We start from the raw sequence: 11,749 nt of genomic DNA on the forward strand, positions 1-11,749 counted from the left end.
TGCGAGGAGTGAGCCGGGGTTGCGAGCCCCGCAGCCGCGAACAAAGGCGGTCCCGTGAGTGCGAGGAGTGAGCCGGGGTTGCGAGCCCCGCAGCCGCGAACAAAGGCGGTCCCGTGAGTGCGAGGAGTGAGCCGGGGTTGCGAGCCCCGCAGCCCCGAACAGAGCTGGTCCGGTGAGTGAGCAGGCCGGTGTCGACCGGGGCCTCGACGATCGACGGTGGACGGTCGCGGAGCGGGTCGCCGAGGCGGTCCGGCGGCGGTTCCCGGCCGATGCGCTCGCGATCGCAGTGCACGGGCCTCTGGCGCACGGGGACGACGACGGCGGCGGGGACCTCGAGGCGGGAATGCTGGTGGTCACCTATCGACCCGGGACCGGCCCGCCGCCGGCGACCCGGCGGGTGGACGGGGTGCTCGTCGATCTGACGGTGGCCGCCGCCGAGGACTACCTGGCCCAGGCCCGGGTGCTCTCCCCGCTCTGGCCGTTGACCGCCGACCGGTACGTCACCACGCAGGCGTTGCACGATCCGACGGGCTGGTTGCGGACGCTGCGCGACGAGCATCTCGGCCGGCTGGCTCGGGCCCGGCCGGCGGAGTTCAGCACCGCTGCCCGCCAGGCGTGGTACAGGGGCAGCGCGGCGCACTCCCGGGCGGCACGCCTGGCCGAGTGGTACGAGACCGATCAGGCTCTGCTGATGCTCGGTGAGGCGCGGCTGGCGGCGGCCACTGTGACCGGTCTGCTGAGTCGTACCTACTTCCGTGACCCGGGGGACGCGGTGCGGCGCACCGGGTTGGCCGGGGCGGACATGACCGAGGTGGGTGTGGTGCTGGCCCGGCAGGCCGAGGAGTTGGCGGCCCGTGGTCGCGCTGTCGACGGCACGATCGACGAGCTGCTCAGCACCTGAGGCGCGTCACAGCCCGCCCGGTACGCCGATCAGCGAGCCGATCAGGTAGGTGGCGCCGGCCGCAGCGGCGCCCAGCAGCAGCTGGCGTAGCCCACTGGTCCACCAGGGACGGCGGGTGAACCTGGCCACCACGGCACCGGCGACGAACAGCCCGAGCCCACCGACGGCGAGCGCCAGCCACAGGTCGGTGGCGCCGAGCAGGTACGGCAGCAGCGGGACCAGCGCCCCGATCGAGAAGAACAGGAACGACGAGATCGCCGCCGCCCACGGGCTGGGCTGGTCGTCGGGGTCGACGCCCAGCTCCTCGCGGACGTGCACCCGCAGCGCCTCCTCCGGGTCGCGCCGCACCGCCTCGGCGACCTGGGTGGCGAGGTCCCGGGGAAGGCCCCGGGCCACCCACGCGTCGGCCAGCTCCCGGGCCTCCGCCTCGGGGTGCCGTTCCAGTTCCCGTCGCTCCTTGGCCACCTCGGCGGCGACCTGCTCGTTGGCGGAGCGCACGCTCGTGTACTCGCCGAGGCCCATCGAGATGGCACCGGCGACGAGGCCGGCGCTGCCGGTGAGCACGATGCTGCGGGGCGACACCCCGCCGCCACCGACGCCGGCGATCAGGGCGATGTTGGTGACCAGGCCGTCCATCGCGCCGAAAACGGCCGGGCGCAGCCAGCCGCCGGAGACGTCCGCGTGGTGCGCCTCGCGCAGCGCCGCTGGGGTGTCGGTCACTGCGCCAGCCCTTCGTTCACGACTGCGGGACTCCGCTTCGCTGCGTTCCTCGCGCTCACGGCAGGGTAAGGATCTCGTGGCCGTCGTCGGTCACCACGATGGTGTGCTCGAACTGCGCCGTCCACTTCCGGTCCTTGGTGACCACTGTCCACCCGTCGTCCCACATGTCGTACTGGTAGGTGCCGAGGGTGATCATCGGCTCGATGGTGAACGTCATGCCGGGCTCCATGATGTCCGTGGGGCGCGGGCTGTCGTAGTGCGGCACGTAGAGGCCGCTGTGGAATGCCTCGCCGATGCCGTGGCCGGTGAAGTCGCGGACCACGCCGTAGCCGAACCGCTTGGCGTACGACTCGATGACGCGGCCCACCACGTTGATCTGGCGTCCCGGGGCGACGGCGCGGATGCCGCGCATCATCGCCTCGTGGGTCCGTTCGACCAGCAGCCGGGCCTCTTCGCTGACCTCGCCGACGCAGAAGGTGGCGTCGGTGTCGCCGTGCACCCCACCGATGTACGCGGTCACGTCGACGTTGATGATGTCGCCGTCGGTCAGGACCGTGGTGTCCGGGATGCCATGGCAGATGACCTCGTTGAGGCTTGTGCAGCAGGACTTCGGGAAGCCCTTGTAGCCCAGCGTCGACGGGTACGCGCCGTGGTCGCAGAGGAACTCGTGCACCACCTTGTCGATCTCGTCGGTGGTCACGCCGGGCTTGCAGTGTTCGCCGGCGAGCTGGGTCGCCTGGGCGGCGAGCCGGCTGGCGATCCGCATCTTCTCGATGGTCTCCGGCGTCTGCACGTGCGAGCCACGCCACTCCCGCGGACGCGTCTTGCCCACGTACTCGGGTCGGGCGATCTGAGATGGCACCGGTCGCATCGGGGAGAGCGTGCCTGGTGTCAGCGGCGGACGGACGGTCATGCCGCAAGCCTATCGCCGGGGCCGCTGGTGACCCGCGCCACGGCTGCCCGGTGGAGGTTGTTGCCCTGCCAGGGTCGCTGTGCCATGGTGTCAGCGTGGATCAAGGGGGAGCACCGCCCGTCTTCTCCGCCAGCGCCGAGATCGACGGTGACCACCTCCACGTCGTGGTGGCCGGCGAGGTCGACATGGCGACAGCGGACACGATGCTCCAGACGGCACTGCGCGAGCCCGCCGGGAAGATCACTCTCGACCTGAGCGCTGTCACCTTCTTCGACTCGGCCGCCATCCACGCCCTGGTCCGGCTCGCCCAGGAGTTTCCGGGCCAGCTCACCGTTCGCCCGTCCCGGCAGGTCCGTCGGGTGCTGGAGATCTCCGGCCTCGGCGAGCAGGGCTGGCTCGACAGGGCCTAGGCACCCGGCCGCCGCCGGGCGCGCGGTCAGTCCTGCAACTGCCGGCGCAGCGTCACCTCGGTGCCCTCGGCGGAACGCCGTACCGACAGCTCCCCCAGCGCTCTGATCAGGTCCAGGCCGCGGCCCCGGAAGCCGGAGTCGGTCGACTCCCGCCACTGGCCGCTGTCGCGAACGGTGGCCGTCACCGTCCGATCCTCGATGGCCACCTCCACGCTGATCATGGCCTCGGCGGGGTGGACCGGGTGCTCGATGGCGTTGGCGGCGGCCTCGGAGATGGCGACGGTCAGGTCGAACAGGTCGGTCTCGCCGACGGAGTGCGCGACCAGGAAGTCCTCCAGTCGCTTTCGGAGCACGCTGAGCCGGGTCGGGTCCGCCGGGAGCCGCAGCCCGAAGCGGTTCAGCTCCGCCGCCTCCAGGGCGAGAACCGCCACGTCGTCGCGGCGCGGCCGTCCGGTGACGCGCTCCACGACGGCGTCGATCAGGTCCACCACGTGCTCACTCGGGATGGCCGCGTCGATGCGCAGCTGGGCCAGAGAGGCATCGATGCCGAGCTGGCGGTCCTCGATCAGCCCGTCGGTGTAGAGCAACAGTCGAGTGCCGGCCGGCAACTCGCCCTCGACCGACTCGTACGTCGCGTCGGGGAGGGCACCGACCGGTGGACCGAGCGCCCTGTCGTGCAGGAACGCCACGTCGCCTCCGGTGATCAACAGTGGGGACGGGTGACCGGCGCTCGCGTACCGGAGTCGACCGGTGCGGGGGTTGAACAGCAGGCAGACCACAGTCGCGAAGGAGCGGCCCTCGGTGGAGCCGACCAGCCGGTTGAGCCGGGTCAGCGACTCACCCGGATCGAAGCCCTCCAGCACGTACGCCCGCAGCGCGTTGCGCAGCTGCCCCATCGCCGCGGCGGCCCGGACGCCCTTACCGACCACGTCGCCGATGACCAGCACCAGCTCGTCGCCGTTCAGCGCGATCGCGTCGTACCAGTCGCCACCGACCTCGACGTCGGCGCTGCCGGGCAGGTAACGGCTGGCCACCACCGCGCCGGGCAGTTGGGGCAGCGACCGGGGCAGCAGGCTGTGCTGAAGGGTGGTGGCGATGCGGTGTTCGGCTTCGTAGAGCTGGGCGTTCTCCAGTCGCACCCCGACGAACCGGGCCAGTTGGGTCAACGCGGCGTCGTCGGCCTGCGCCTCGTCGCCGGCGGCCCGCCAGACCTGCAGCTCACCGAGCTGCTTGCCGGCCGTGCCGGTCAGCTCGGCCACGAAGGACGGGTCGGCGGCGGTGGTGCCGCCGCCGTCCGCCTCGAAGCGCGCCTCGGCAGCGCTGACCACCACCCGAGCGGCCTCGGCGAGGCTCAACGCGTGCCGGGCGGCGACCTGGAGCACATCGGCGGTGGATCGGGCGGTGTTCACAGCCACCGCCGCGTCGGCCAGCGCCCGGAGCCGGCGGATGATCTGCCCGCGCAGCTGGCCCAGCTCGACGTTGGCCCGGACCCGGGCGATCAGCTCCTGCGCGGAGAACGGCTTGGTGAGGTAGTCGTCGGCGCCGACGGCGAGACCGGCGACGGCCTCCGCGGAGCCGGCGCGGGCGGAGAGCAGCACGATCGGCACATGCCGGGTACGCGAGTCCGAGCGCAGCGCGCTGACCAGCCCGAACCCGTCCAGACGGGGCATCATCACGTCGGTGAGCACCAGGTCGAACCCACCCTCACGGGCCAGCGGCAGGGCATCGAGCCCGTCGTTCGCGGTGACCACCTCCCAGGTCGGGGAGAGCAGCCGACTGACGTGCTCCTGCAGGTCGGCGTTGTCGTCGACGACCAGGATCCGGCCAGCCGAGGTGCCCTTCGCCGGCTGCCGGTCCAGCTCGGGTGTCGACGCGACGCCAGCCCACAGCGCGGTCTCCGCCACGAAGAGCCGGGCCTGCTCGGGCTCACCGACGGGCAGTGGGTCGAACGCCGCCACCCGGTCCGCCGGCAGGTGCGCCGAGCCGAACGGGACGGTCACCGCGAACGTGCTGCCCACATCGACCTGGCTGGTCAACCCGACCTCACCGCCGTGCATCTCGACCAGCTCCCGGACCAGCGCGAGACCGATGCCGGTGCCTTCGTGGGTGCGTGCCCGCACCCCGGGGACTCGGTGGAACCGTTCGAAGACGTGCGGCAGTTCGTCCGGCACGATGCCGACGCCGGTGTCCGTCACCTCCAGCCGGGCCGCGCCCTCGACGGCCTGTACCCGCACCCGGATCTCGCCGTCGAAGGTGAACTTGACCGCGTTCGACACCAGGTTGAGGACGATCTTCTCCCACATGTCCCGGTCGACGAAGACCGGCGTCGGCAGCGGCGGACAGTCCACCACCAGTCGCAGACCGGCCCGGTCGGTGGCCGAGCGGAAGGTGCTGGCCAGTCGGGCGGTGTAGCCGGCGAGGTCGGTGGGTTGGTAGCGGGCGGCGAGCCGACCGGACTCCAGTCGGGAGAAGTCCAGCACTGTGTTGACCAGCTTGAGCAGGCGCAGCGCGTTGCGGTGCATCATGGTGAGCCGGTCGGTTTCGGTGGCGGGCAGCTCCGGGTCGGCCAGCATGTCCTCCAGCGGGCCGAGCACCAGGGTCAGCGGGGTGCGGAACTCGTGGCTGACGTTGGCGAAGAAGTTGGTCTTCGCCCGGTCGAGCGCGGCCAACTCGGCGGCGCGGGCCCGTTCCTGCTCGTACGCCCGCTGGGTGCCGACCGCCCGGGAGATCTGGGCGGCGACCAGGCCGAGGAAGTCGCGGTAGTCGCCGCTGAGCGGCAGCTGACGGGCCACGCCGACGACCAGCGCGCCGACCGTCTGGTTGCTCGCCGTGAGCGGCAGCACGAGGGCCTGGTCGGCGGCGTCGACAGGCGACGCGTCGAGCAGAGCCGCCACCTCGATCGTGGCGGGCGCGTCATCGGGTGTCAGCCGGGCCAGCACCTGCGCCGTGACATCGCCGGTGGGCGGGGCGGTGCCGGTGCAGCCAGCCAGGGTGAGCTGGTCGTTGTCGTCAGCCAGATAGATCAGGGCGAACGGCACGTCGGCCCGGTTCCGGCCGAGCACCCCGGCGGCGGTCCGACCCAGTTCCGTGGCGCTGCCGATGTCGCTCAGCTCGGCACCCAGCTCGGACAACGCTCGCAGCCGACGCTCGCCGAGCACCCGCCCGGTGGTCTCGCTGACGATGCAGTAGACGCCACTGACCGCGCCGTCGTCCCCCCGGATCGGGTCGTACGAGACGTTGAAGTAGGTCTGCTCGACGAAGCCGTAACGGTCCAGCAGAAAGGGATGGTCCTCGCCCCGGTAGGAGCGGCCGGTGCGCCGGACGCTGTCGAGCAGCGGGCCGAGCACCGCCCAGGTCTCCGCCCAGTTCGTGCGGGCCGGTTGGCCGATCACGTCCGGGTGTTTGCCGCCGATGGTCGGCCGGTAGGCGTCGTTGTAGAAGGCCAACTGCTCGTCGCCCCAGAACATGACGATCGGCGCGCTGGAAGCGAGCATCATGCCGACCGCGCTGGAGAGCGCCGGGGGCCACTGACCGGGCTCACCCAGCGGGCCGGAGGACCAGTCGAAGGAGGCCAGTCGCTCGCCCATCTCACCGCCGGCCGCGAACGCGGCCGTCAGCATCGGCGGGGTCTCGCGACCGGACAGGGCGGGATGCCCGATGTCCGCGCCCCCCTGGGCCGAGCTCATGCAGCCTCCCGCTCCGGCCGTACCCCTCGACCGTTGATCTTCACCCGCCGTGCTCCGACTTGTACCCCAGCGGAGCAGCAACGTAACGCATCACGACAGATGGACGCTGTTTACATACGCCTGGACCGTCGGGCACCGGACAGTGCGGGTGGACGGAGGCGTCGAACGGCGGTGGCCGGAACGCTCTGACGAGTCAGAAGACCGGCAGCCCGTCGATGCTTGCCGCGTTCTTGGTGGCCCGGTAGGCGACCAGATCATCGGCGCTGCGGCGGGAGTGTGAGGTGAGTAACAGGTCACGTTCGGCGCGGAAGTCCATCAGTGGCACCGCGTATCCACAGGAGTCACTGACCCGCTCCACCTCGACAGCGATGACCGCCCGGACGGCGTGCACGTCCGGCGGTGCGGGAAACTCGGCGAGCCGATCGGCGAAGGCGTCCTCGGTGACCGCGACGCTGCTGCCCCGCCCGTGCAACCGGACGATCTTCGGCGGGCCGTCGAAGGCGCAGAACATCAGCGTGATCCGGCCGTTGTCCCGCAGGTGGGCGATGGTCTCCGCCCCACTGCCGTGATAGTCGAGGTAGGCCACCCGGTGCGGGCCGAGGATCACGAAGGTGCCCCGCATGCCCTTCGGTGACACGTTGACGTGCCCCTCGACCCCGGACGGGGCGGTCGCCACGAAGAAGAGTGGCTGGGCCACTATGAAGTCACGCAGTCGAGCATCGATCTCCGGATAAACCTTGCCCATGCGCCGATCCTCCCACCGGTGCCGTCGACGGGCGGGGGCGATCCCAGTCACACCCGCCGGCCGGCGGCCTGCACCAACGCCGTGATCGGGGCGGGATCCGACTCGTTCTCCGGATGCCACTGCACCCCTAGCACGAACGGCAGGGCCGGATCCTCCACCGCCTCGACCACGCCGTCCCCCGCCCAACCGGTCACCGTGAGCCGGCCCGGATCGGCGACCGCCTGGTGGTGGTACGAGTTGACCCGGTCGACCCCGGCCAGCACCGAGGCGGCCAGGCTCCCCGGCGCGAACCGCACCGCGTGCGCGCCGTACACACCGGGCGCCGGGCGGTGCGCCTCGTGACCCACCACGTCGGGCAGGTGCTGGTGCAACGTGCCGCCGTACGCGACAGCCAGCAACTGCATGCCCCGACACACGCCCAGCACCGGCACCTCCGCGGCGAGCGCGGCAGCCAACAGCGTCAACTCGCCGGCGTCCCGGTCCGGCCGGTCCTCGGTACGGGGGTCGGCCGACTGGCCGTACCGCCCCGGGCCGACGTCAGCGCCACCGGCCAACAGCAACCCGTCGAGGACTGCCACCACGTCCGCGTCCACGTCGTCCGGCGGCAGCAGCACAGCCCGGCCACCCGCGGCCGCCACCGCCCGCGAGTACGCCTCCGGCACCAGCACCGCCCGCACACCCCGCCAGACCGCCCAGTCGGCGGGTTCGACGTACGCGCTGACACCGATCAGCGGCCGCCTCATAGAGGGGTGACGTAGGCGCCAGTGATGCCGCCGTCGACAACGAACTGCGTGGCGGTCATGAACGAGGCGTCGTCGCTGGCCAGGAACGCCACAGCGGCGGCGATCTCCTCGGGTTGCCCGAAGCGACCCATCGGCACGTGCACCAACCGGCGGGCGGCCCGCTCCGGGTCGGCGGCGAAGAGCTCCAGCAGCAACGGGGTGGCCACCGGCCCGGGACAGAGGGCGTTGACCCGAATGCCCTCGCGGGCGAACTGCACACCCAACTCCCGGGTCATCGCCAGCACCCCGCCCTTGCTCGCGGTGTACGCGATCTGCGACGTGGCCGCACCCATCAACGCCACGAACGAGGCAGTGTTGATGATCGACCCCTTGCCCTGCCGGCGCATGTGCGGAATGGCGTACTTGCAGCACAGGTAGACGCTCGTGGTGTTGACCCGCAACACCCGCTCCCACGCGTCCAGGCCGGTGTCCAGGATGGAGTCGTCGTCCGGTGGTGAGATGCCGGCGTTGTTGAACGCGACGTCCACCCGGCCGTGCCGGTCGGCAACTCCGTCGAACAGGTCGCGTACCGCCGACTCGTCGGCCACGTCGGTGGCCACGAACTCGCCGCCGCACTCCTCGGCGGCCCTCGTACCGGCCTCCGCGTCGATGTCCACGCAGATCACCCGGGCCCCCTCGGCGGCGAACCGCCGCACGGTGGCCAACCCGATGCCGCTGCCCGCTCCGGTGACCACTGCCACCCGGTCCTGCAACCGACCCTGCACTGGCGTCACTCCTCCGTCGCGATGAACACGTTCTTGACGTCCGTGAAGGAGTGCAACGCGTCCGGGCCCAGCTCGCGGCCGAGCCCGGAGCGCTTCATCCCGCCGAACGGGGTCCAGTAGCGCACCGAGGAGTGCGAGTTGACGCTGAGGTTGCCCGAGTCGACGGCGCGGGCCAGGCGCAGGGCCCGACCCACGTCCCGGGTCCAGATCGAGCCGGAGAGGCCGTACTCGGTGTCGTTGGCGAGCCGGACCGCGTCCGCCTCGTCGTCGAACGGCAGCACCGAGACCACCGGGCCGAAGATCTCCTCCCGCCAGTGCCGGTCGGCCGGCGAGTCGGCCAGCAGCACGGTGGGCGCGTGCCAGAACCCGGGGCCGTCGGGGCAGGAGCCGGTAAAAGCTACAGTCGCCCCGGCGAGGTAACCGGCTACCCGGTCCCGTTGGGCGGCGGAGATCAGCGGGCCCATCTCGGCGGTGTCGCGGGACGGGTCCTCGACGCGCACCGCGCGTACCGCAGGTTCGAGCAGTTCCAGGAACCTGTCGTACACGGAACGCTGGACCAGGATCCGCGACCGTGCGCAGCAGTCCTGGCCGGCGTTGTCGAAGACCGCGCCCGGTGCGGTCGCGGCGGCGCGCTCCAGGTCGGCGTCGGCGAACACGATGTTCGCGCTCTTGCCGCCCAACTCCAGTGTGAGTCGCTTCACCTGGGCGGCGCAGCCGGCCATGATCCGGGTGCCGACCTCGGTGGAGCCGGTGAAGCAGATCTTGCGGACCGCCGGGTGGGTGACGAACCGCTCCCCCACCACCGCGCCCTCGCCCGGGATGACTGTGAAGACGCCGTCGGGAAGGCCGGCCTCGCCTGCCAACTCGGCCAGGCGCAGCGCGGTGAGCGGGGTCAGTTCGGCGGGCTTGAGGACCACAGTGTTGCCGGCGGCGAGCGCCGGGGCGAACCCCCAGGCGGCGATCGGCATCGGGAAGTTCCACGGCACGATCACGCCAACCACACCGAGTGGTTCGTGGAAGGTGACGTCCAACCCGCCGGGCACCGGGATCTGCCGCCCGGTCAACCGCTCGGGCGCGCCGGCGTAGTAGTCCAGGACGTCGCGGACGTTGCCCGCCTCCCACCGGGCGTTGCCGATGGTGTGCCCGGAGTTGCGCACCTCCAGCGTTGCCAACTCGTCCAGACGCGCGTCGACGACGGCGGCGAACCGCCGCAACAACCGTGCCCGATCCCCCGCCCCCACCTGACGCCAGGTCTGGAATGCCGCGGCGGCGGCGGAGATTGCCGCGTCCACCTGCTCCCGAGAGGCCGCGGCAACCTCCCGAAACCCCACCCCGGAAGCCGGATCCACCAGAACCGTCACGCCCGCCACCCCCCTGCCCCGTCGATCATGGAGTTGTGGTGCCCCACATAAGCCACCTCGCGGGACCTTCCGCCCACCACAAGTCCATGATCGACCGCATGAGGGGTGGGGGTGCGGTCAGAGGCGTTCGAAGCCACGGGTCAGCTCCCAGTCCGTGACCGCGGCGTCGAAAGCGGCCAGCTCGACCCTCGCCTGGTTGGCGTAGTGGGCCACCACCTCAGGGCCGAACGCCTCCCGGGCCACAGTGGAGTCCTCCCAGAGGGCCAGGGCGTCGCGCAGGGTGCCGGGGACCCGCTCGGCCTCCGGGTCGTCGTACGCGTTGCCGGTGCACTCCGCACCCAACTCCAGCTCGTCGTCGATGCCGTGCAGCGCCCCGGCGACCAGCCCGGCGATCGCCAGGTACGGGTTGACGTCGGCGCCGGGAACCCGGTTCTCCACGCGCATGCCCTGCCCGTGCCCGACCACCCGCAGCGCGCAGGTGCGGTTGTCGACACCCCAGCGCAGCGCCGTCGGGGCGAACGACCCCGGCTGGTAGCGCTTGTAGGAGTTGATGTTCGGGGCGAAGAGCAGGCTGAACTCCCGCATCGTGGCCAGCAGCCCGGCGAGCACCCGCTGCCCGGTCTGCGACAGGTGCGCCGGCCCGTCGCCGAGCATCGCCGACGAGCCGGAGGAGTCCCGAAGCGAGAAGTGGATGTGGCAGGAGTTGCCCTCCCGCTCGTTCGGCTTGGCCATGAAGGTGATCGCCATCCCCTCCTGGGCGGCGATCTCCTTGGCGCCGTTCTTGTAGATCACGTGATGGTCGGCGCAGGCCACCGCCTCGTCGTAGCGGAAGGCGATCTCGTGTTGCCCGAGGTTGCACTCGCCCTTGGCGCTCTCCGGGGTGAGCCCCGCGGCGGCCATCTCGACGCGGATGCGGCGCAGCAGCGGCTCCACCCGGGCGGTGCCGAGCAGCGAGTAGTCGACGTTGTACTGGTTGGCCGGGGTGAGGTCGCGGTAGCCGCGCTGCCAGGCGTCCTCGTACGAGTCGCGGAACAGCACGAACTCCAACTCGGTGCCGGCGTACGCGGTCAGCCCGTGCTCGGCCAGCCGGTCCAGCTGCCGGCGCAGGATCTGCCGAGGCGAGGCGACCACGTCACCCGAGCCGTCGAGCCAGGTCAGGTCGGCAAGCAGCAGTGCGGAGCCCGGCTGCCAGGGCACCCGGCGCAACGTGGCGAAGTCCGGCACCATCGCGAAGTCGCCGTAGCCGCGTTCCCAGCTCGACATCGCGTACCCGTCGACGGTGTTCATGTCGACGTCCACGGCGAGCAGGTAGTTGCAGCCCTCGCTGCCGTTGGTCACCACCTGGTCGAGGAAGAAGGGCGCGTGGAACCGCTTGCCCTGCAACCGGCCCTGCATGTCGACGAGGGCCAGTACCACGGTGTCGATCTCGCCCTCGGCGACGGCGACCCGCAGTTGTTCCAGCGTGAGCGGAGCTTTCCTCATTCGCGGGCCTCCATCACCAAGGTC

10 protein-coding genes are annotated in these 11,749 nt (G+C 71.4%); 2 read left to right on the forward strand and 8 right to left on the reverse strand.

All coding sequences use genetic code 11. The annotated features are described in order from the left end of the window. Window positions 1–172: 172 nt before the first annotated feature. Window positions 173–901 carry a nucleotidyltransferase domain-containing protein gene (locus tag AB0C19_RS11700; RefSeq protein WP_357183072.1) on the forward strand — a complete coding sequence of 243 codons (729 nt, stop codon included), beginning with the start codon at window positions 173–175 and terminating at the stop codon, window positions 899–901. Window positions 902–907: 6 nt separating this feature from the next. On the opposite strand, the gene AB0C19_RS11705 is transcribed toward AB0C19_RS11700, so the two are convergent. Beyond that, on the reverse strand, window positions 908–1,621 hold the full coding sequence (locus AB0C19_RS11705) for a VIT1/CCC1 transporter family protein (RefSeq protein ID WP_357183075.1): 714 nt from the start codon (window positions 1,619–1,621) through the stop codon (window positions 908–910). A 55-nt stretch (window positions 1,622–1,676) separates the two neighbouring features. Continuing rightward, window positions 1,677–2,534, reverse strand: a complete 858-nt coding sequence (gene map, locus AB0C19_RS11710) for a type I methionyl aminopeptidase (RefSeq protein ID WP_357183077.1) — start codon at window positions 2,532–2,534, stop codon at window positions 1,677–1,679. Between the two features lie 95 nt (window positions 2,535–2,629). On the opposite strand from map, the gene AB0C19_RS11715 reads away from it, so the two are divergent. Continuing rightward, a complete protein-coding gene (locus tag AB0C19_RS11715) occupies window positions 2,630–2,944 on the forward strand; it encodes an STAS domain-containing protein (protein WP_357183079.1) in 315 nt (104 codons plus the stop codon). A 26-nt stretch (window positions 2,945–2,970) separates the two neighbouring features. Here the strand turns inward: AB0C19_RS11715 and AB0C19_RS11720 are convergent, their stop codons facing one another. The 6 genes from AB0C19_RS11720 to AB0C19_RS11745 form a co-directional block, all read right to left on the reverse strand. Further along, entirely contained in the window at window positions 2,971–6,630 is a 3,660-nt protein-coding gene (locus AB0C19_RS11720; protein WP_357183082.1) for a SpoIIE family protein phosphatase, read from the reverse strand. A 193-nt stretch (window positions 6,631–6,823) separates the two neighbouring features. Then, complete coding sequence (locus AB0C19_RS11725) at window positions 6,824–7,375, reverse strand: pyridoxamine 5'-phosphate oxidase family protein (protein WP_357183085.1); 552 nt, start codon at window positions 7,373–7,375, stop codon at window positions 6,824–6,826. A 47-nt stretch (window positions 7,376–7,422) separates the two neighbouring features. Then, window positions 7,423–8,118 (reverse strand): gamma-glutamyl-gamma-aminobutyrate hydrolase family protein, encoded by a 696-nt coding sequence (locus tag AB0C19_RS11730; RefSeq protein ID WP_357183088.1) that lies wholly within the window; start codon window positions 8,116–8,118, stop codon window positions 7,423–7,425. After that, window positions 8,115–8,882: a 3-oxoacyl-ACP reductase gene (locus AB0C19_RS11735; RefSeq protein ID WP_357183091.1), complete on the reverse strand. Its 768-nt coding sequence runs from the start codon at window positions 8,880–8,882 to the stop codon at window positions 8,115–8,117. Before AB0C19_RS11735 ends, AB0C19_RS11730 begins: the two co-directional genes overlap by 4 nt. Before the next feature lie 5 nt (window positions 8,883–8,887). Continuing rightward, window positions 8,888–10,243 carry an aldehyde dehydrogenase family protein gene (locus AB0C19_RS11740; RefSeq protein WP_357183093.1) on the reverse strand — a complete coding sequence of 452 codons (1,356 nt, stop codon included), beginning with the start codon at window positions 10,241–10,243 and terminating at the stop codon, window positions 8,888–8,890. A 117-nt stretch (window positions 10,244–10,360) separates the two neighbouring features. Beyond that, complete coding sequence (locus AB0C19_RS11745; protein ID WP_357183097.1) at window positions 10,361–11,725, reverse strand: glutamine synthetase family protein; 1,365 nt, start codon at window positions 11,723–11,725, stop codon at window positions 10,361–10,363. Window positions 11,726–11,749 lie beyond the last annotated feature (24 nt).

Source organism: Micromonospora sp. NPDC048842 (genome assembly GCF_040649935.1).
Lineage (GTDB): Bacteria > Actinomycetota > Actinomycetes > Mycobacteriales > Micromonosporaceae > Micromonospora > Micromonospora hortensis.

Excerpts from the sequence above, each read along its gene's own strand:
- AB0C19_RS11725 (WP_357183085.1), bottom strand. The coding sequence starts at position 7,375 with ATGGGCAAGGTTTATCCGGAGATCGATGCTCGACTGCGTGACTTCATA.
- map (WP_357183077.1), bottom strand. The coding sequence starts at position 2,534 with ATGACCGTCCGTCCGCCGCTGACACCAGGCACGCTCTCCCCGATGCGA.
- AB0C19_RS11730 (WP_357183088.1), bottom strand. The coding sequence starts at position 8,118 with ATGAGGCGGCCGCTGATCGGTGTCAGCGCGTACGTCGAACCCGCCGAC.
- AB0C19_RS11720 (WP_357183082.1), bottom strand. The coding sequence starts at position 6,630 with ATGAGCTCGGCCCAGGGGGGCGCGGACATCGGGCATCCCGCCCTGTCC.
- AB0C19_RS11745 (WP_357183097.1), bottom strand. The coding sequence starts at position 11,725 with ATGAGGAAAGCTCCGCTCACGCTGGAACAACTGCGGGTCGCCGTCGCC.